This is a genomic window from Kribbella sp. NPDC051770, from assembly GCF_040681455.1.
Classification (GTDB): domain Bacteria; phylum Actinomycetota; class Actinomycetes; order Propionibacteriales; family Kribbellaceae; genus Kribbella.
This window is the reverse complement of sequence record NZ_JBFAYT010000021.1, coordinates 1-19,046: the sequence shown is the minus strand read 5'-3', so window position 1 is coordinate 19,046 and position 19,046 is coordinate 1. Positions and strand designations below refer to the sequence as shown.

Here is a 19,046-nt window from a genome sequence, read left to right as displayed (position 1 = left end):
GTCGTCTGTACGGCGTACTGCTGCTTCACGCTGTTCACGATACCAGCCCGGCCGCCCGGATCACCGTCTGATGCACGGTGTTGCCCTCGGAGTCGCGGGCTGACGCGCGCAGCGACACGAACTTCGCGTGCCGCGGCGCGTCCAGCTGGAACCGGCCGTCGTGGCGATCGCGGGTGCGCTGCCAGGTCTTGCCGTCGTCGTACGACAGCTCGAGCTCGACCTGACCAGTGCGTGCCCCGGTCAGCGACTGCGCGACCGCCGTGAACGAAGCGTTCCGCTTCGCGCGACCGGCGGAGTCGGTGCTGAGCTTGTAGTCGAGCTGCACCAGCGGGAGCACCGCCTGCACGTCGTCGGCCGGAGCCTTCGAGGTGAACGTCCAGGTCGTGCTGGTCCGCGACGAGTACGGGCTGAACGACTCCTCGCGGGTGTTGTCGACCACGAGCCGGTACGGCAGCTTGCCGGTGGCCGGAGCCGTCCCGCCGACCACTGTCCCGGTGCCGGTCCCGAGCAGCGTCGAGCCCTGGTAGAGCGCGAGCGTCTGCTTGCTGCGGTCGTAGTCCATCGACATGCCGACGTGGTCGCTGCCACCGCCGTACGCCGGGATGTCGAAGCTCAGCCAGCTGCCGCTGCGGCTCGGCGCCTTGTAGTTGTTGTTCAGGAACGGGCGCGCGACCGGCTTGAACCACTCCTGCGTCCGTCGGCCGCCGGCCTTCTCCTTGCCGCGCGGCTCGATCTCGTAGATCAGGCCGTCGACGTACGCCTCCTGGCCCCACTCGTTCGAGCCGGTCGTGGAGACCCAGTCGACGCGCTGGCCATTGACGGGCTCGCGCTGGGTGAGACCGATTGCCCAGTTCGAGTACGACGGCCAGTCGTACCGGTACTCACCGCCGCCGCGCGCCGGGTCCGGGCTGTGGAAGGAGACGTCCACGCGGGCCAGGTTCTTCGAGCTCCCCTTGACCACCGGGTCGGACGGGATCTGCTGGTGCCAGGTCTGCATCAGGTCGTACACGTACGCCGCCGCCGGCTGCGACTCGACCTCTAGCGTTGTGCCGCGACGGGCTTGCTGGATCAGCTTCTCGCCCTCGTCGGTGCTGAGCAGCGCGACGTCGATCGCCGCCGGGGTGAACGGGTCGTCGCTGTAGCGGCGCAGCTGACGGCCGAGCTGGTTGTTCTGGACGAGCAGGAGCTTGGCGCCGGCCTTCGCGGCGTTGGCCGCCTGGTCGGCGTCGCTGACCGCGTCGTTGCGGCGTACGACGACGGCCTTGTTGCGGACGTTGAGCTTCGCGTAGTCCGCCGGACCGCCGTCACCGGCGAACACCAGTGGCAGGTGGTAGCGGCCCTTCGGCAGCGAGGTGACCGAGTCCTGACGCAGCACGTCGGTGAAGTCGCTCCAGTGCGTGGAGACGCTCAGCGCGGGCTGCTCCTTGCGCCAGCGCGCGCCGAGGAAGAAGTCGCCGTTGGTGACTTTGTGCGTGGTCGGCTGGGCCCACAGGCTGTCGTAGCTGGTCTGGGTCTCCATGAAGTCACGCCACGACCGGCCGCCCATCGACCGGTTGTACTCCAGCCGCTGGTACGTCGTCTCGGCCGGCTGTGGGGTGGTCATCTCGACGCGGCGGATCTTGCGGACGTCGAGGTTCACGGTCCGGTCGCGGTCGAGCGTCACGTCGGGGTCGCCGAGCAGCGACATGCCGAGCGAGTGCGGGCCGTGGACGCCGGTGACGTCCTTGAACGACAGCACCGAGTAGACAGCGTTGGCGAGGTAGATCGAGCCGGTGCCGGAGGTGTCGACGATGAAGAACATCGGGCTGTCGTCACCGGACTTCAGCACCTCGACGACACCGGACATCGGCTCGCCCTTGGCGTCGGTGAAGTTCATCGTCAGCTTGTGGGCCGCGTCGCCGATGGAGATCGCGGTGTGCGCGACGACGGTTCCGGCCGGGTCGGTGGCGACGATCTGGCCGGTGAAGCGGCCGCTGGTCGCTGTGATCGTCACGTTCACGCTGGCCGTACCGTGCGCGGGGACGACGGCCTGGGTCGCCGACAGCCGGAACACCCCCGCCGGAGCGTCCGGCGCGTCGACCGACAGCTTCAGCGTCACTGCGGCGTCGGTGGTGTTCGTGTAGGTGACCGGACGAGAGACCGCGGTGCTCGTCAGCCCGGCGTACGCCGTCGCGGACGCGAAGACGCCCGACCGCACCGCCGCTGCGACGTCGAGCCGGCCGCTGCCAGCCTGGAACGCGTTGTACGCCGGAGTCCGCTTCGAGCTGCTCGCCAGCAGGTCCTTCAGCTGCGCGCCGGTGAGGTCGGGGCGCTTGGCGGCCAGTAGTGCCGCGGCGCCGGCCACGTGCGGCGTGGCCATCGAGGTGCCGCTCATCGTCTGGTAGGCGCCTTCGCCGTCGACGTACTGCGAACGGGCGGCGAGCACGTCGACGCCGGGCGCGGTGATCTCCGGCTTCAGCGCGCCGTCACCGACCCGCGGGCCCTGGCTCGAGAAGTAGGCCAGGTCGTCGGCGCCGTCGACCGCGCCGACGGTCAGCGCCGCGTCGGCCGCACCCGGGGCGCTGATGCTGTCCGGCTGCCCGGTGTTGCCTGCGGCAACGACGAAGAGCGCGCCGGTCTGGGCGCTGAGCCGGTTGACCGCCTCGCTGACCGGGTCGGTTCCGTCGGACGCCGTCTCCGAGCCGAGGCTCATGTTGACGACCTTGGCGTGCTGCTCGACGGCGGCCCACTCCATCCCGGCCAGCAGCCAGGAGTCCTGACCGGAGCCGCTGTTGGCGAGCACCTTGCCGATGTGCAGCTCGGCGCCGGGCGCGACGCCCTGCTCCTTGCCGTCGGAGGCGGCGCCGGTGCCGGCGATGGTCGAGGCGACGTGCGTGCCGTGACCGGCGCGGTCCAGGACGTCCTCGTCGGGGACGAAGCTGCGGGTCGCGGCGATCCGGCCGGCGAGGTCGGGGTGACCGGTGTCGACGCCGGTGTCGAGCACGGCGACGTCGACGCCCTGGCCGGTGTCACCGCCGGCCCAGACCTCGGGGGCGCCGATCTGCGCGGTGGTGTCGGACAGGTCGGCCTTCACGACGCCGTCCAGCCAGATCTTGGCGATGCCGCCACCGAAGCCGGAAGCGGTCGCGCGCAGGCCTGCGGCCGGTTGGGCGACTGCGGTCCAGAAGTCGTCGGAGCGGCTCGTGGTGAGGGCGGCGCCCTGGATGCTGGTGAGGCTCCGCACCTGGGTGGCGCCCGGAACCGCCTGACGGGCCTGGAAGCTCGACGTGTACGAGACGATCAGCGGGAGGTTGTCGCGGTGGGCGTCGTCGTACCCGTCCTCGACCAGGTCGCTGACGTTGAAGAGCCGGCGGTCGAGCACGCCCTGGGCGACGTACGGAATGGCGACCTCGGGGTAGACGTAGAGGTCGCCGCCGGCTTCGGCGACGCGGGCGTTGGTGCGGCCGCCGTCCGGGCCGGTGACGGTGACGGTGCCGCCGTTGGCGCCGGACTCGCGGGTGGTGACGACGTCGCCGGTGATCAGGGTGACGGTGTGGGTCCCCGACGGGACATTGACGGGGTGGGCGGGGTCAGCCTGCGCGGTGAGCGGGCTGGACAGCGCGAGGACGCAGACGCCGGTGACGGCGTACAGACCCCAGCGCTTGGGCGGATTGTTCAACGCGGTTCCTCTGCAGTTGGTGGGCAGAGGACCAATCTGTATCCAATACGATGCGACCGTCCATGGCGCATCTGCGCCGTGGCACGTTCAGGACCTAGAGGTCGTCCGGGTCCAGCCCGACCGGGCGGATCAGCCCCTCCTGCGCGACCGACGCCGCCAGCCGTCCGTCCTGCGTGAACAACCGGCCGGTCGCGAACCCGCGCGCACCCGACGCCGACGGCGAGGCCTGGTCGTAGAGCAGCCACTCGTCGGCGCGGAACGGCCGGTGGAACCACAGCGCGTGGTCGATCGAGGCGGGCTGGATCCGCCGGTCCCCGATCACCAGCCCGTGCGGCAACAAGCTTGCCCCGAGCAACGTCAGGTCGCTGGCGTAGGCCAGTACGCAGGCGTGCAGCGCCGGGTCGTCGGGCAGCTTCCCCGCGGCCCGGATCCAGAACTGCCGGCCGCTCACCCCGGCCAGCCGCATGTCGAGCGCCGACCACTCCTTGTTCCAGTCCTCGGCCTTGCGCCCGGTCGCCGCCTCCAGCACCGACGCCAGCGTCGGCGCCTCCTCGGGCGGGACCACGTCGCCGGGCATCGGGTCGCCGTGGTCGAGCCCGGGCTCGGGGCGCTGGAACGACGCCGACATGTAGAAGATCGGCTTGCCGTTCTGCGAGGCCACCACGCGCCGGCTGCTGAAGGTCTTGCCGTCCCGGGTCGGCTCGGCCCGGTACACGATCGGTACGGCGGTGTCGCCCGGGCGCAGGAAGTACCCGTGCAGTGAGTGCACGATCCGCTCCGGCTCGACCGTCCGGCCCGCCGCGGCCAGCGCCTGGCCGAGCACCTGCCCGCCGAACACCCGCTGCGCGGAGGTCTGCGGCTGGCGGCCGCGGTACAGGTCGTCGTCGATCTTCTCCAGGTCGAGCAGCTCGACCAGATCGTCCAGGGACTCGGGCATGCCCCATCCTGACAGGTCCGCGGGCCCGCACCGGGCATCTGTGGCTGCCCTCACGCGGTCGTTTTCGGTGAGCTTTCGGTCGCCGTCCGTAGGCTGCGGTTGAACGCGCAACCAAACACTCGTTTCGACCGAAGGAGTTCCCCGTGAGCCGCCTCCCCTCCGGCCTGGCCACCCACACCCGTGACCTCGCGCTGCTGATCGCCCGGGTCGGCGCCGGCGTGGTGTTCGTCGCGCACGGCTGGCAGAAGTTCCGCACCAACGGCCTGGACGCGACCGCCCGCGGCTTCGAGCAGATGGGCGTCCCGGCGCCGTCGCTGTCGGCGTACTACGCGGCCGGTGCCGAACTGCTCGCCGGTACGGCGCTGATCCTCGGCCTGCTCACCTCGGTGGCCGGGCTCCTGCTGGTGCTGGACATGGCCGGGGCGTTCCTGTTCGTGCACATGTCGAACGGCGTCTTCGTCGCCGAAGGCGGCTGGGAGCTGGTCGTCGTACTCGGGCTGCTGGCGCTGACGCTCGCGGCGGTCGGGCCCGGCCGGTACAGCCTCGACCGGGTGCTCACGCGGGCGCCGGGTGAACGGGCCACGCTGTCGGTCTGAGCAATGACGAAGGGGCCCCGGGATGATCCCGGGGCCCCTTCGTCGTGCCTGTTACTTGTCGTCGTCGCGGTTCAGCTCGGCCAGGAACTGCTCGACCTCGGCGCCCAGCTCGTCGGCCGACGGCGTCGAACCAGCCAGCAGGCTGCCGCGGCTGATCGAGCCGGCGGCCGCGTCGTACTGAGTCTCCAGCGCGTTCACCACCGCGGAGGCGTCGTCGGACTGCTCGACCTGCTCGTCGACCATCCGGCCGGTGATCGCGGCCTCGTCCAGCAGCGCCTTGCTCGGGAGCAGCAGACCGGTCGCGGCGGAGATCGCGTGCACCAGCGCCAGCGCGGCACCGGGGAAGCGGTTCTCGGCCAGGTAGTGCGGGACGTGGACCGCGAAGCCCATCGCGTCCTTGCCGGCCTCGCCGAGGCGGACCTGCAGCATCGTGCCGGCGCTCGCGGGCAACCGCATCTCGCCGTCCCAGATGTTCGTCCGGGTGACCAGCTCGGGCCGCGTCGCGTGCGCCGTCAGGCCCAGCGGGCGCGTGTGCGGCACGCCCATCGGGATGCCGTGCACGCCGACAGTGAGCGTGACGTTGTACAGCTCGATCAGCTGGCGGACCGCGCCTGCGAACCGGTTCCAGTGGTTGTCGGGCTCGACGCCCTCCAGCAGCAGGAACTCGACCCCGGCGTCGTCGGTGAGCAGGTGCAGGTTCAGCTGCGGGGGCGTGTAGTCGATGAAGCGGTCCTCGGCGAACGTCACCTCGGGACGGCGGGCCCGGTAGTCGTGCAGCAGGTCGACGTCGAAGCGCGCGAGCAGCCGGTGGTCCAGTACGTCGAGGAGGTGGTCGGCGGTCACCCGGCCGGCCTGGCCCGCGTCCATGTACCCGTCGAGCGAATGCACCAGCACCTTGGGCGTCGCCGCCGGGCCGGTCGCCACCGACTCGTCGACGATCTCGTAGAGGTCGTCCGGTCGCAGCATGTCTCTCGTCTCCTTCGTCGCGGCCAACAGGGCGGGTAGGCCCCTCTATCCTGCCTTCCCTTCCCACAACACCCACCCACCGGGCAGGAATTCCAGCAGCTGAGAAGTTTTTCACCGCTTGCGACGCGGATCGGACCTGCGGATTCGGAAAGCGCTTGCTAGCGTGCTCCTGTGCGCACCGACTCTGAGCCGTCCTCGCCTGCCCCGACTGCCGCTCCTTCGCGGGCTGCCTCACCGGCTGCTGGCCGGCCGACCGTGCTGCTCGCGATGAACGAGTCCAGCCGCGACCGCGTGCTGGTCCCGGCGGTGCGCAAGCGGCTCGACCTGGTCGCCGACGTGCTGCCGATCCGCGCCGACGGCACGTTCCTCGACGAGCCCGCGATCAGCGGCGTACTGGCCGACGTCGACATCCTGCTGACCGGCTGGGGCTGCCCGCAGATCACGCCCGAGGTGCTCGACGCGGCACCTCGGCTGCGCGCGATCGTGCACGCGGCCGGGTCGGTGAAGGGCTTCGTCACGCCGGTCGCCTTCGACCGCGGCATCCAGGTCACCTCGGCCGTCGTCGCCAACGCGCTGCCGGTCGCGGAGTACACCGTCGCCACGATCGTGCTCAGCGGCAAGCGCGCCTTCCGCCTCGGCGCGGAGTACAAGCTGAGCCGGCACCGCCCGGACCCGAGCCACCTGCCCGGCAACTACGGCACCACGGTCGGCCTGCTCGGCGCGTCCCGGATCGGACGGATGGTCGCCGAACGGCTGCGCGGATTCGATGTGGATGTTCTGATCAGCGATCCGTACCTGACCGCTGCCGAGGCGAGCGAGCTCGGCGCCGAGCTGGTGTCGCTGGACGACCTGTTCCGCCGCAGCGACGTGCTGAGCGTGCACGCTCCCCTGCTGCCAGAGACCGTCGGGCTGGTCGACGCGCGGCTGCTCGGCCTGCTGCGCGACGGCTCGGTGCTGATCAACACCGCCCGCGGCAAGATCGTCGACGCCGCCGCGCTGGAAGCCGAGTGCGTCGCCGGCCGGCTGGACGCCGTACTGGATGTCACCGACCCCGAGCCGCTGCTGCCGGACTCACGGCTGCTCGACCTGCCGAACGTCTTCCTCACCCCGCACCTGGCCGGCGCCGTCGGCAACGAGGTCGCCCGTCTCGGCGAGCTCGCCGTCGGCGAGGTCGAACGCCTGGCCGCGGGTCTCCCCCTGCAGCACGCCATCAGCCCCGCCGAACTCGGAAGGATCGCATGAGCCGCCGCCTCGTCCTGCCCGCCACCGATCGTGTCCTGTCTCGCCAGACCGGGTGGGTGCGTGGTCACTGGGAGGCGCTGGCCGACCACCTGCTCGACTCGCTCGACCCGTACTTCTCCCCCGGCTCCGCGCTGATCGAGCTGCCCGGGCGCCCGAGTCGATCCGGTACGGCGTCCGACGCGCTCGAGGGTTTCGCCCGGTCGTTCATGCTCGCCGCGTTCCGGATCGCCGGGGTCCGCGGTGAAGGCTGCGAGGCGCTGATCGAGCGCTACGCGCGCGGCGTCGCGAACGGCGCGAACCCGGACCACCCCGAGTCGTGGTTGCGGCTGACGCCGCGCTCGCAGCAGATGGTCGAGGCCGCGGCGATCGCCGTCGCGCTGCACGAGTCGCGGGAGTGGATCTGGGACCGGCTCGACACCCGCGCGCAGGAGCACGTCGCGGAGTGGCTCGGCGGGTTCATCGGCTCGACGACGCACGACAACAACTGGCGGCTGTTCCAGGTCGTCAGCGAGCAGTTCCTCGCCTCGGTCGGCGCGCCGTACTCGCAGGACGACATCGACGGCGGCCTGGACCGGATCGAGGACTGGTACGTCGGCGACGGCTGGTACTCCGACGGCGACGGCCAGAACTTCGACAACTACATCGGCTGGGCGATGCACCTCTACCCGGCGCTGTGGACGCGGATGGCCGCGGCGACGCCGGGTGCGGCGTACGACGACCGGCTGAAGGTCTACCGGGAGCGGCTCGCGCTGTTCCTGGAGGACGCGGTGCACCTGGTCGGCAACGACGGGGCGCCGGTCTACCAGGGGCGGTCGCTGACGTACCGGATGGCGGCGGCCGCGCCGTACTGGATGGGCGCGATCATGGACTCGACGCCGCTGTCGCCCGGTCAGACGCGGCGGCTGTGCTCGGGGATCGCGCGGCACTTCGTGCAGCACGGCGTACCGGACGAGCGGGGGCTGCTGACGCTCGGGTGGTACGACACGTTCCTGCCGACGACGCAGCAGTACTCCGGGCCTGGTTCGCCGTACTGGGCTTCGAAGGGGTTCGTCGGGTTGCTGCTGCCGCCGGAGCACCCGGTGTGGTCCGCGCCGGAGGAGTCGATCCCGCTGGACGACGAGGACCAGATCCGCGCGATGCCCGCGCCCGGCTGGATCGTCCACAACAGCCGGCACGACCAGCTCGTCCGCCTGATCAACCACGGCGCCGACCACGCGCCGCTCGCTGAGCCGGAAGGTGTCGAGCCGGCGGTCGACTCGCACTACGACCGGCTCGCGTACTCCAACCACGCCGGGCCGGAGCTGGCCGACAACGCGCCGCGGATCGACAACCTCACCGCGCTGGTCGACGGCGCGGGGCACACGAGCACCCGCGGCCGGATCCGGCGCTTGGGGATGGGTAGCCGTACGGCGTCGTCGTGGCACAAGGCGTGGCTCGGCTCGGAGGGGCCGTGGGCCATCGAAACCACGTCTCTGGTCGACGGCAACTGGGAGATCAGGTGCTCGTTGGTCGAGGGACCCGTTGGTTCGTTGGTGCGGAGCGGCGGGTACGCGGTGGCTGCGAATTCTTTGCCTGAGGCAACTGCTGGTGAGGGTTGGGCCTCGGCGCGGACTGCTGAAGGACTGCAGTCTTCGGTCGTCGGTCTGTACGGCTACACCTCCGCGGGGGTGCACCGCGGGCTGGGGGTGAACGCTTTCGGCCCGCACTCGGCCACGCCGTACCTGACGGCCGCACACGACGGCGAACCGTTGGTACTTGTTCACGCCGTGTTGCTGACCCGTGACGAACTGGCGCCGCAAGCGCTTGCCGAGGGCATCGACGTGCGGGTCGACGGGCGCGAGATCACGATCACACTGCCCGGCGGGCGCACCGAAACGCTGTCGCTGGGGAACCGCTGACGACGTACGGTCGGGGAATGGCTGAACCCTCTCCGACCGACGTTCTCGCCGAAGCCGTCGGCGCCGACCCGAGCACCGCCAACCAGGAAAGGTTGTGGTCAGCAACCTTCGCCCTCGACCGCTGGTGGTTCGTCCAGCGTGGCGAGCCCGGTAACCCGCAGCCGTTCGTCGGCGTCAACAACGACCAGCCGTTCCTGATGGCGTTCACCACCGCCCAGCGGGCCAGAGGTTTCGCGGTCGAGAACGGCCTGGCCGCCGCCGACGCACAAGTCGAGGTGCTCGCGCTGACCCCGGCCGACGCTGTCGCGCAGTCCGCGGTCTGGCTGCAGCAGGGCATCGCCGCGATCACCTTCGACCACGGCATCAGCGGCTACTTCGCACCCCTGGGCAACCTGCCCGCGATCCGTTCCCACGTCACCGGACACGCCGTTTAGGACAGCCTCGCCAACGATGAGAAATCTCCTGTTCACCACTACCTTATTGGACATGAGCACGTACGCGAAACTCCTCCAGGAACAGATCCGCAACGAATTCACGGCCGCGCAGCAGTACACGGCGGTGGCTGTCTGGTACGACGACCAGGACCTCCCGCAGCTCGCCGCGCACTTCTACAAGCAGTCCCTGGAAGAGCGCAACCACGCGATGATGATGGTCAAGTACCTGCTGGACATGGACGTCCGGCCGCAGATCCCCGGCGTCGGCGAGGTCGTCAACGACTTCAAGACCGCGCTGGACCCGCTGGAGCTGGCGCTGCAGCAGGAGATCACGGTCACCAAGCAGATCGAGACGCTGGCCCGCGCGGCCCGCGACGACGGTGACTACATCGGCGAGCAGTTCATGCAGTGGTTCCTCAAGGAGCAGGTCGAGGAGGTCGCCGCGATGACGACCCTGGTCAACGTCGCCAAGCGCGCCGGCGACAACCTGTTCCACCTCGAGGACTACCTGGCCCGTGAGTCGGTCGGCGACGCCGGCACCGACCCGACCGCCCCGGCCGTGGCCGGCGGCAAGGTCTGAGCGCACCACCTGGGAGTTTCGGGGCCGCCGCGCATCGCGCGGCGGCCCGCTCTCTTGCCGGCGGCAGGGACCTGCTGGTTACCAGGAACCGCCGCCCCCACCGCCTCCGCCGCCTCCGGAGGACCCTCCGCTGAAGCCGGAGGAACTGCCGCCTCCCCCACCGCTGCCCGCGGGCGCCGGCGGCGGGTCGAAGGTGTGCGCCACGGTCTGGCTGATGCTGCCGGCCGCCCAGCCCGAGGTGTAGTACGACGGACCGGTGTACCAGTACGGGTCGGCCGGGATCCGGCCCGCCGCGACCAGCTGCGCACAGACCTTCTGCCACCGGTCGGCCAGCCCGAACGCGATCGCCCAGGGCAGGTACTTGCTGAAGATGTCCTCGCCCTCCTCGAACCGGAGCTGGTCCGCCTCGGCCGTGGACAGGTAGAGCCGGAACCCGACCAGCTGGTCGGTCACCGCACGGCCCGCGGGATTCCGCCGGCCCTTCGCGCGCTGCGACACAACGGTGCCCAGGGCAACGACCACGGCGAGCACCGGGAGCCCGATCACGATCGCGCGGCCGAGGCCGCCGGTGGCCGCGCCGACCGCCGTACCGATGATGCCGGCGCCGAAGACCCAGATCCCGACCATCGCCAGGCAGGCGCACGGGAAGACGCCGGACAGCTGCTTGCCGCGGGCGGCCCAGGGCATCCGGGTGTACCAGTCGCGCGCCTTCACCTGCTGGCGCAGCGCGTCGATCATGCCGTCGTGAGCGAGCCGCATCGAGTTGTCGCCGGTCGGGCGGCGCTCCAGCCTGATCTCGGCGCCGGGCGCGAGGCCGGGGTACAGGTTGCTGAGCAGGACCTGCTCGTGCGGCGCGGTCGCGAGCGCGGGGTTGAGCAGCACGGCCTTCTGCTCGTTGCCGGTGTTGTCGATCCGGACCGCGCCGCGGACGGCCAGGTCGATCAGGGTCGCGGCGGTCTCGGTGGTGTTCGCCTTCGCGTCGATCAGCAGCCCGCCCTCGCCGACCGGGATCGGCGGCGGCGCGAACGCGACCGGGATCTGGTCGGTGGTCAGCGTGTCCTTGACCGCGGCAACGGTCGAACCGTTCGGCGGGAACGCGCCGGGCGGCATCCCGGCGTACCGGAGATCGCGGTTGCCACGCTTGCCGTACAGGACCGCGGCAGCCAGTCCGGCGAGCGTGACCAGACCGGCCGTGACGAGACCGGGGACGTTGATGCCGTTGCGCTGCAGCCAGTCCGGCGGGTCGACGACGATCGGAGCGTCGTTGGCGACGACCCCGGGCTTGATCCCGGCCACGATCGTCAGCTGCTCGCCGCGGTCCAGACCGGAAGCGGTGAAGACGCCCTTGCCGGCCACGACCGACTTGCTGTCGCAGGTCTGGTTGCTGCCCTGGGCGCCGACGAAGCAGTCGGCCTGCTGCACGCTGTTGTCGGGAGCCGTGACGTTCACCGCGATCTGCCTGAACGCGGCGTCCCAGCCGCTGCCGGTCGCGTCCCAGTACAGCTCGCTGTGGTCGTCGAAGTGCCGCAGCGCGCCGCGGACGTCGTACTGGATGACGTACGTCGCCTGCCGGCCCGCGATCGTCTCGTCGGGCGAACCGATCTTGATCTGGATCGACTGGTCGCGCTGCGAGTTGCTCTTGGTGGTGCTGGTCTCGAACTCGTCGGGCGCGCCGCTCGGGCTGTCGACGGCGATGTTCGAGATCCGGTACTCCTGGTCCTTCGCGTCGTCGTCGGCCCACGGCTCACGAGTGACCAGGTTGCGGTAGATCCCGTGCCGGCCGGAGCTGCCGAAGTTGTAGTCGATCGTCTCCTTCACGTGCAGCACGCCGTCGGCGCCGACCGTGTAGTCGATCTGCATGCTGTTGACGACATCGCCGATGTCCGCGTGCTGAGCGTTGGCCGGAAGCTGCGCCGACCCGGCGAGCAGCAGCCCGACGATCGGCGCGACCACGGCGGCCCAAAGTCCCCTTCGCATGCCGCGACAGTACCGAGATCTCAGTCCATCGCCTGCTCCCCCGCCGGTACGACGCCGCTCACCGCCGCGCGGCGACCGGGCCCAGTGCTCCGAGCAGGGCGAGCCGCTCCGCGGCCGGTGTCCCCGGGGCCGGGGTGAACAGGGCGAGGATCTGGATGCGCTCCTCGTCGACGAGGACCTGGCAGTCGAGCTCCAGCAGACCGACCTCAGGGTGCTGGATGCGCTTGCGGCGGCTGCGCATCACACCGACCGCGTGCAGGCTCCAGAGGGCCGCGAACTCCGGGCTGGCCTCGAGCAACCGCGCAACGAGGTCTTTGGCGGGCGCATCGTCCCGGCGTACGACGGCCGCCCGCAGGTCGGCGACGAGAGCCTGGGACTCCGTCGCGTGATCCTGCACCGGGTAGCCGGCGCGGGTGGCCGGGTCGGTGAACCAGCGGTAGATGACGCTGCCCGTGGTCCCGGTGTGCCGGGTGAGGTCGCCGAAGACTGCGCGGGCCAGGTCGTTCTGGGCGAGCGTCACGCCGAGGTCGGTCATCACCTGCGCCGGTACGTCGTACAGGCGGTCGAGGACGCCGAGCAGGCTCGGGGCGACGTGCTCGTCGGAGCGGGTACGGTCGGGCGGCTGGTGCCCGGCCAGGCGGAAGAGATGGTCGCGCTCGTCGAGCGTCAGGCGGAGCGCTCTCGTGATCGAGCGGAGGACCGCGACTGACGGCTGCGGTGCGCGGTCCTGCTCGAGGCGGGTGTAGTAGTCGGCCGAGATGTCGGCCAGCCGCGCGACCTCCTCGCGGCGCAGACCGGGGGTCCGCCGGCGCGCGGTGTGCGGGAGGCCGACCTCCTTCGGGTCGAGCGCCTCCCGACGTACCCGGAGGAAATCGGCGAGCTGCCTGGTGTCCACGCTCCCAGTCTGCGGCATTGGCGAACCGGCAGGCAGAGACCGGCGATCCCTGGGTAAGCCGACTCTGCCGCGACGCTCGGGACCGAGGAACTGTGGTGATCGGACCGGGAAGCGCCCGGCCGGATGGAGACGATTCTGATGAGCAAGGCAACGACTTCGCGGACGTGGTTCCTGACCGGGGCGTCGCGCGGGCTGGGGGCGATCTGGGCGGAGGCGATCCTCGCGCGCGGCGATCAGCTCGCCGCGACGGCACGGGACCGGGCGGCGCTGGCACCGCTGGCCGAGCGGTACGGCGCGCGCTTCCTGCCGCTGGAGCTCGACGTGCGCGACGCCGCGGCAGTTCGGGACGCCGTACGGAGTGCCGAGGCGGCGTTCGGGGGGATCGACGTGCTGGTGAACAACGCCGGGCACATGCTGGTCGGCGCGGTCGAGGAGGCCACCGAGGACCAGGCCAGAGCCCAGATGGACGTCAACTACTTCGGCGCCCTCTGGACCACCCGGGCAGTCCTCCCCGGCATGCGCGAACGCCGCTCCGGCCACATCCTCCAGGTCACGTCGCTCGGCGGCCTCGTCGCCTACCCCGCCCTCGGCCTCTACCACGCCACCAAGTGGGCGTTGGAAGCCATGAGCCAGTCCCTCGCCGCCGAGGTCGCCGCCCACGGCATCCACGTGACGTTGATCGAGCCCGTCATGTTCCCCACCGGTCTGGCCAGCTCCTCGCCTCAGACCGAGGCGGACCCGGCGTACACCCACGCCCGGCAGTCCCTCTACTCCGGCGCCCAAGCCACCGGCCTGACCCCCGGCGACCCCACCGCGACGGCCGAGGCCCTGTTCGCCATCACCGACACCCCCGAGCCTCCGCTCCGGGCCCTCTTCGGCACCGGCGGGCTGGAGGCTGTGCGTACGGAGTACGCCGGGAGGCTGGCGTCACTGGAGCAGTGGGACCACGTGGCGCGCTTGGCCCAGGGGAACCCGGCCAGCTGACTAGGGCGTTCCCGGGGTGTCGTCTGTCGCGTCGGTCGCGTCCGTGCTCGCGGCGCGGATCGCGGCCTCGACCAGGTCGGCGGCGGTGGTGTCTCGCGTTCGCCGGCCGCGGTCGTAGTACTGCGTCGTCGCGATGCTCGCATGCCCGACGTCGGCCTGGACGTGCTGGATCCGCGCGTCCTGCTCCAGCGCGATCGTCACGTACGCGTGCCGCAGCGCGTGCGGATGCACCTTGTCCGCGACCTCCTCCAGCGCCGGCCCCGCCTGGACGGCGACCCGCCGCAGCAACGCGTTGACGTCGAACCGCGAACACCTCGCGCCGTCCCGCGTGGCGATCAGCGGTGTCGTCGCCTTTCCGTTCGTCCGTCCGCGCAGCGCCGGGACGCTCGACTCGTTCACCAGATCGCGCTCTCTCAGGTACCCGTCGAGCGCCTCGGCGGCGAGCGTCGTCAGATACACCTCGCGATGCACACCGCCCTTGCCAAGCACCCGCAGCATCGGCTCCCCGCCGGAGACCACCAGATGCTGACGATCGAGCCCGACCAGCTCCGAGACCCGCAGCCCCAGGGTCAGCAACGCGACCACGGCGACCGCGCGGGCGGCGTACAGGTCTTTGAAGCGGGTCCTGTTCGGCAGCTCCCCCGCCGCCTTCAGCAACGCGGCCAGCTGCGTCGCCGTCAACCGGATCGTCGGAGAGGCATCCCGCGAGCTCCGGTTGAGCCCCAGCCGCGCCCGGTTCAGCGCCGCGGGGTTCGCCGGCACCACACCGGTCTCCGTCAGGTGCCCGTAGAACGCCGACAACGTGCTGAGCATCCGCTGCCGCGTCCGCTTCTCCGCCCCCGCCGCATCGAGCAGGTGCAACCAGGCCTTCACGTCCTGCCCGGTCGCCGCGCGGGGGTCCATCCCGCGTCCCGCACACCACCGGAACCACGCCAGGTCGTGCAGCGGTCCCTCGCGACGACCACTGCCGCCGGTTCGGCTCCCAGCACCCTCGGCCCGACCATCTTCAGCCGGGGACTCCCCCACGACCAGGTCCACCCAGGCGATCGGCAGCCCCAGCGCGTAACCGTACGTCCTCCTCGTCCCCGCGTTCGCGTACTGGCTCAGCCAGTCCGCGACCTGCTCCCTCAGCGTCTCCGGATCGTCCACCCCCGGCCAGCTACCTGCTGACGCAACCAATTCGGCGGTTTCGCCGGCTTCTTCGCGGGCTCTCCGGGCGGCCTCGAGCACGGCCAGCATTCCGTCCATCCGGCCATCTTCGGGCCCAGCACAGTCTCCGGCGGCTTCCCACTCCGGCCGTCTCAACACCAACTCACAAAACACCGGTTTCGTTGTGGTTAGGTTTGGTTTTAGAAACGCCGAACCGATTTCGAGGTTTCATAACCCCGAACATCTAGGGTCTGACCATGATCGTTGAGGCGGGAAGATGCGCGTACAGCAAGTGCCGGGCCGAGCTGCCGGCGCCGGGACTTCAAGGCGGACGCCCGCGAACGTTCTGCCGCGAGACGCGCTGGGACGGCGGCCGAACCTGCGCGCAGATGGCGCGAGCAGAGAAGGAAGCCCTGGGATCACTCGGCCTGGATGCCGGCAGTATGACGTTCCGGCTGGACGCCGAGCGCCTGCGCGAGCACCTGGACGCCGTACGGGCCCCTGTCGAGGCGCTGACTGCCGCGCTGGAGGCGGTCTCCGCGCGGCTGGAGGAGGTCGAAGCCGCCGCCGTGGCAGCCGTGGAGACGGCCAACGAGCAGGTCGCCGGGGCAGAACAAGCCCGCCTAACCGCCGAGCAGGCCCGCGAGCACGCCGAGCAGAAGACCCGCCAAGCCCAAGCCGCCGCCGACCGAGCCACCAAGGAACGCACCGAAGCCGTCGAGCGCGCCGGCGCCGCCGCTCGCCAAGCCCTCGACGCCACCGAAGCCCTGGGCGCGGCTCGCCAGCAAGCCGAAGAGGCCGTCGCCGCTCGTCGTACTGCCGAAACCTCAGCCGCCCAGGCCGCGGAACGCGCCGCCGGTACCGACCGCCAGCTCCGCGAGATCGCGATCGCCGCCGAACGCCTCCTCGCCGAACGCGACGCCGCCATGCGCGAGCGCGACGCCCTCCGCACCGATGTGGAGACCGCCCGCGCCGATGCGGAGACTGCCCGTGCTGACACCGAGACCTTCCGCGCCGAACGCGACGCGGCTCGCACAGCCGAGGTCACCCACCGCAACGCGCTCGAAGCCGCGCGGGCTGATCTGAACACCCTTCGCGCCGACCTCGCTGACGAGCAGCAGAAGATCCACCAGGCCGAAGCCGCGCACGCAGCCCAGACCGAGGCCCACGAACAGACGCTGGCAGAGGTGCTCGCTCTCCGAACTCAAACGGAGCAGCTACAGCAAGAGGCAATCCGAACCACCGCTGAGCTGGATCTCCTGCGCGCCCGGGCGACAGCTCGCCTGCACCCGGAGGACTTGCAGACGCTGGTCAGCGCACTCTCGGCCCGCGCGGTCGAGTAGTCCCCCGCGAGCACGCGCTGCTCCCCGAGGGCGCGCGCTGGTCTTCGCCGGCATCCGCGCGGGTCCCCGTGGATGCTCGCCCTGGACCCATTCGGTGCTCGCCCCGCTCCCCGCCGGCATTCGCGCTGGTCCCCGCGGGTGCTCGCCCTGGACCCAGCGGGTACTCGCCACGCTCCCCGCCGGCATTCGCGCGGGTCCCCGCGGGTGCTCGCCCTGGACCCCCGCGAGTACTGGACCCAGCGGGTCCTCGCGCTGGTCCCCGCGGTTACTTGCGCTGGTCCCCCGCGGGCACTCGCGCGGCTCGTTCCACAGGTCGGAACGTCTTGCGATGCAAGCTATCCGGCCGGTTGCCCCGGGTTCGTCCGCGGCCGGTTCGATGCCTGTGGCATCTTCTTGTCGCGATCGCTCCGGGGCCCGAAACGGCCGGGCCGGGCGACCTTATCGTGCTGGCGTGAATCCGCCTGAACTGATTGATCCAGAGCTCCGTCGTCCCCTACAAGAGTTCCTCGAAGCGCTGCCCGGGGGCTTCGAGGGCATCGAGTCCCTGGAGGAGCGCCGGCGCGCAGTAGTCGAGGCGTTGGCCTCCTCGCCGACCACGTTCGACGACGTCGAGAAGCGGGAGATCCCCGATGTGCCGGGCCCGGAAGGCGCCCCCGCGATCGCGCTGCGCTCGTACCGGCACCGCGACGCCGGACAGGACTCCGCCGTCGTCTACTACATCCACGGCGGCGGCATGAATTACGGCCGTATCGCCACCGAGGACGCCTCCGCGACCCTGCTGTGCCGGCGGCTCAAGGCGGTCGTCGTCTCGGTCGAGTACCGCCTCGCACCCGAGGACCCGTACCCCGCGCAGATCGAGGACGCCTACGCGGGCCTGCTCTGGACCGTCGCGCACGCCGCGGAGCTCGGCATCGACCCGAACAAGCTCGTCGTGTACGGCGGAAGCGCGGGCGGCGGTCTCGCGATCGCGGTCGGGATGACGGCCCGCGACCGCTCCGGCCCGCGGCCCGCGCTGGTGCTCGCGCCGTACCCGATGCTCGACGACCGCAACGAGACCCCGTCGAGCCACGAGATCACCGACCTCGGGATCTGGGACCGCTTCGCGAACCTGGAGGCCTGGGGCTGGTACCTGAACGGCGCCCCCGCCGACGGCCTCGCGGCTCCCGCGCGGGCGACCGACCTCAGCGGTCTGCCGCCGACGTTCATCGACGTCGGGACGCTCGACCTGTTCCGCGACGAGGACATCGCCTTCGCGCAGCGGCTGATGGCGGCGGGGGTGCCGACGGAGCTGCATGTGCATCCCGGGGGTTACCACGTGTACGACATGTTCGTGCCGGACGCGGCGATCACCCGGCGGACATGGGACCTGCGGGTCGACGCGATCCAGCGCGCGCTGGAGGCGGTGGCGGGCTAGCTGGGAGTTCGGCGGAGCGGTAGCCCGGAGCGGCGCGGCTGGTAGCCGGGCGCGGCGGAGCGGGTAGCCGGGAGCGGCGCGGTCGGTAGCCGGGCGCGCCGCGGCGGGGTGGCTGGGGCTAGGACGGGCGGCGGTAGGCGCCGTACCACCAGATCCTCGCCAGCTCGGCGCAGAAGGCCGGGTCGGTGGACTCGGGGCGGGTGTTGACGTGTTCGACGATGGCTCGTTCGCCGCCGATGACGATGATCTCGGTGGCGCTGACCGGCTCGAGGTCGCCGGGGGTGCGGTCCTCGGCCTGCTCGATGCGGAGCAGGCGGATGGTCTGCTCGGTGAACTGGTTGATCTCCTGCTCCCAGAACTCGCGGACGGTCTCGTCGTACGTCGCCGCTTCCGCGACCGCCCGGCGTACGGCGGCGTGCTCGCGGTGGGCCGCGACGATGAGTCCGAAGCCGGCGGTGAGGGCGTCGAGTCCGTCCTCAGGGCTCCAGGCCGAGGCGGTGCCGAAGTTCGGGACGGTGAGCTGGGCGGCCAGGCGGACGAGCAGGTCGACCTTGTCGCGGAAGTGCACGTAGAAGCTGGAGCGGGCAACGCCGGCCTCGGTCGCGATCTGCTGGGCGCTGAGGTCGGTGAAGCGGGCGCCTTGGTTGAGCAGGCGCTGGGCCGCCGCGAGGAGATCGGCCTCGGCGGAGGCGGGGCGACCGGGCGGTGCGGGCCGCCCGGGCTGTGCCGATCGAGCGGGCGGTGCCGACCGAGCAGTCGGCGCCGGCGGAGCACTCGGTGCCGGCGTGCGCGGCCACCGACCTGTGGGACGACGCCAACTGGGACACGCTGACCCGGCGGCATCTCGACGCGATCCGGTCGATCGGCGCGCTGAGCGTGCTCCCGGTCGCGCTGAACAGCCGCATCATCTATGGAGGTCGCACAGACCGCCGACGATCTCGGCTACCGGCGCTTCTGGGTCGCTGAGCACCAC

Annotated in this window: 16 protein-coding genes and 1 pseudogene; 9 read left to right on the top strand and 8 right to left on the bottom strand. The window is 71.1% G+C overall.

Going from position 1 to position 19,046, the window contains the following annotated elements:
• Nucleotides 1–34: 34 nt before the first annotated feature.
• Complete coding sequence (locus tag AB0M01_RS38105) at nucleotides 35–3,658, bottom strand: S8 family serine peptidase (RefSeq protein WP_363677552.1); 3,624 nt, start codon at nucleotides 3,656–3,658, stop codon at nucleotides 35–37.
• A 94-nt stretch (nucleotides 3,659–3,752) separates the two neighbouring features.
• A complete protein-coding gene (locus tag AB0M01_RS38100; protein ID WP_363677551.1) occupies nucleotides 3,753–4,595 on the bottom strand; it encodes an acyl-CoA thioesterase II in 843 nt (280 codons plus the stop codon).
• Between the two features lie 143 nt (nucleotides 4,596–4,738).
• Here AB0M01_RS38100 and AB0M01_RS38095 point away from each other — a divergent pair, with 143 nt between their 5' ends.
• Nucleotides 4,739–5,191: a DoxX family protein gene (locus AB0M01_RS38095; RefSeq protein WP_363677549.1), complete on the top strand. Its 453-nt coding sequence runs from the start codon at nucleotides 4,739–4,741 to the stop codon at nucleotides 5,189–5,191.
• A 51-nt stretch (nucleotides 5,192–5,242) separates the two neighbouring features.
• On the opposite strand, the gene AB0M01_RS38090 is transcribed toward AB0M01_RS38095, so the two are convergent.
• Entirely contained in the window at nucleotides 5,243–6,157 is a 915-nt protein-coding gene (locus tag AB0M01_RS38090) for a PAC2 family protein (RefSeq protein ID WP_363677547.1), read from the bottom strand.
• Nucleotides 6,158–6,328: 171 nt separating this feature from the next.
• On the opposite strand from AB0M01_RS38090, the gene AB0M01_RS38085 reads away from it, so the two are divergent.
• The 4 genes from AB0M01_RS38085 to AB0M01_RS38070 are packed head-to-tail and all read left to right on the top strand — an operon-like array spanning nucleotide 6,329 to nucleotide 10,311.
• The gene (locus AB0M01_RS38085; protein ID WP_363677546.1) at nucleotides 6,329–7,399 is read left to right on the top strand and encodes a hydroxyacid dehydrogenase; all 1,071 of its coding nucleotides are present in this window, start codon (nucleotides 6,329–6,331) and stop codon (nucleotides 7,397–7,399) included.
• Nucleotides 7,396–9,297, top strand: coding sequence for a DUF2264 domain-containing protein (locus tag AB0M01_RS38080; protein ID WP_363677544.1), 1,902 nt, complete (start codon nucleotides 7,396–7,398; stop codon nucleotides 9,295–9,297). Before AB0M01_RS38085 ends, AB0M01_RS38080 begins: the two co-directional genes overlap by 4 nt.
• 17 nt (nucleotides 9,298–9,314) lie before the next feature.
• Nucleotides 9,315–9,731, top strand: a complete 417-nt coding sequence (locus AB0M01_RS38075; protein ID WP_363677543.1) for a hypothetical protein — start codon at nucleotides 9,315–9,317, stop codon at nucleotides 9,729–9,731.
• A gap of 52 nt (nucleotides 9,732–9,783) precedes the next feature.
• Nucleotides 9,784–10,311: a ferritin gene (locus tag AB0M01_RS38070; RefSeq protein ID WP_363677542.1), complete on the top strand. Its 528-nt coding sequence runs from the start codon at nucleotides 9,784–9,786 to the stop codon at nucleotides 10,309–10,311.
• Nucleotides 10,312–10,389: 78 nt separating this feature from the next.
• Here AB0M01_RS38070 and AB0M01_RS38065 read toward each other — a convergent pair whose 3' ends face one another.
• Together AB0M01_RS38065 and AB0M01_RS38060 are read right to left on the bottom strand one after the other, a co-directional pair.
• On the bottom strand, nucleotides 10,390–12,288 hold the full coding sequence (locus tag AB0M01_RS38065; RefSeq protein ID WP_363677541.1) for a DUF2207 domain-containing protein: 1,899 nt from the start codon (nucleotides 12,286–12,288) through the stop codon (nucleotides 10,390–10,392).
• Between the two features lie 58 nt (nucleotides 12,289–12,346).
• A complete protein-coding gene (locus AB0M01_RS38060; RefSeq protein ID WP_363677540.1) occupies nucleotides 12,347–13,183 on the bottom strand; it encodes a helix-turn-helix transcriptional regulator in 837 nt (278 codons plus the stop codon).
• A 138-nt stretch (nucleotides 13,184–13,321) separates the two neighbouring features.
• Here AB0M01_RS38060 and AB0M01_RS38055 point away from each other — a divergent pair, with 138 nt between their 5' ends.
• Nucleotides 13,322–14,167, top strand: a complete 846-nt coding sequence (locus tag AB0M01_RS38055) for an SDR family NAD(P)-dependent oxidoreductase (protein WP_363677538.1) — start codon at nucleotides 13,322–13,324, stop codon at nucleotides 14,165–14,167.
• Here AB0M01_RS38055 and AB0M01_RS38050 read toward each other — a convergent pair whose 3' ends face one another.
• Nucleotides 14,168–15,415: a tyrosine-type recombinase/integrase gene (locus AB0M01_RS38050; protein WP_363677536.1), complete on the bottom strand. Its 1,248-nt coding sequence runs from the start codon at nucleotides 15,413–15,415 to the stop codon at nucleotides 14,168–14,170.
• Nucleotides 15,416–15,705: 290 nt separating this feature from the next.
• On the opposite strand from AB0M01_RS38050, the gene AB0M01_RS38045 reads away from it, so the two are divergent.
• Together AB0M01_RS38045 and AB0M01_RS38040 are read left to right on the top strand one after the other, a co-directional pair.
• A complete protein-coding gene (locus tag AB0M01_RS38045; protein ID WP_363677534.1) occupies nucleotides 15,706–16,659 on the top strand; it encodes a hypothetical protein in 954 nt (317 codons plus the stop codon).
• 451 nt (nucleotides 16,660–17,110) lie between these two features.
• Entirely contained in the window at nucleotides 17,111–18,073 is a 963-nt protein-coding gene (locus AB0M01_RS38040; protein ID WP_363677532.1) for an alpha/beta hydrolase, read from the top strand.
• A gap of 118 nt (nucleotides 18,074–18,191) precedes the next feature.
• On the opposite strand, the gene AB0M01_RS38035 is transcribed toward AB0M01_RS38040, so the two are convergent.
• Together AB0M01_RS38035 and AB0M01_RS38030 are read right to left on the bottom strand one after the other, a co-directional pair.
• Nucleotides 18,192–18,641 (bottom strand): hypothetical protein, encoded by a 450-nt coding sequence (locus AB0M01_RS38035; RefSeq protein ID WP_363677625.1) that lies wholly within the window; start codon nucleotides 18,639–18,641, stop codon nucleotides 18,192–18,194.
• Nucleotides 18,618–18,734 (bottom strand): annotated as a pseudogene (locus AB0M01_RS38030) (TetR family transcriptional regulator); the annotation flags it as partial. The pseudogene AB0M01_RS38030 and the gene AB0M01_RS38035, both read right to left, overlap by 24 nt.
• 80 nt (nucleotides 18,735–18,814) lie before the next feature.
• On the opposite strand from AB0M01_RS38030, the gene AB0M01_RS38025 reads away from it, so the two are divergent.
• On the top strand, nucleotides 18,815–19,039 hold the full coding sequence (locus tag AB0M01_RS38025) for a hypothetical protein (protein WP_363677530.1): 225 nt from the start codon (nucleotides 18,815–18,817) through the stop codon (nucleotides 19,037–19,039).
• The last annotated feature ends 7 nt before the right edge of the window (nucleotides 19,040–19,046 follow it).

Excerpts from the sequence above, each read along its gene's own strand:
- AB0M01_RS38045 (WP_363677534.1), top strand. The coding sequence starts at position 15,706 with ATGGCGCGAGCAGAGAAGGAAGCCCTGGGATCACTCGGCCTGGATGCC.
- AB0M01_RS38100 (WP_363677551.1), bottom strand. The coding sequence starts at position 4,595 with ATGCCCGAGTCCCTGGACGATCTGGTCGAGCTGCTCGACCTGGAGAAG.
- AB0M01_RS38080 (WP_363677544.1), top strand. The coding sequence starts at position 7,396 with ATGAGCCGCCGCCTCGTCCTGCCCGCCACCGATCGTGTCCTGTCTCGC.
- AB0M01_RS38050 (WP_363677536.1), bottom strand. The coding sequence starts at position 15,415 with ATGGACGGAATGCTGGCCGTGCTCGAGGCCGCCCGGAGAGCCCGCGAA.
- AB0M01_RS38065 (WP_363677541.1), bottom strand. The coding sequence starts at position 12,288 with ATGCGAAGGGGACTTTGGGCCGCCGTGGTCGCGCCGATCGTCGGGCTG.
- AB0M01_RS38075 (WP_363677543.1), top strand. The coding sequence starts at position 9,315 with ATGGCTGAACCCTCTCCGACCGACGTTCTCGCCGAAGCCGTCGGCGCC.
- AB0M01_RS38055 (WP_363677538.1), top strand. The coding sequence starts at position 13,322 with ATGAGCAAGGCAACGACTTCGCGGACGTGGTTCCTGACCGGGGCGTCG.
- AB0M01_RS38070 (WP_363677542.1), top strand. The coding sequence starts at position 9,784 with ATGAGCACGTACGCGAAACTCCTCCAGGAACAGATCCGCAACGAATTC.
- AB0M01_RS38090 (WP_363677547.1), bottom strand. The coding sequence starts at position 6,157 with ATGCTGCGACCGGACGACCTCTACGAGATCGTCGACGAGTCGGTGGCG.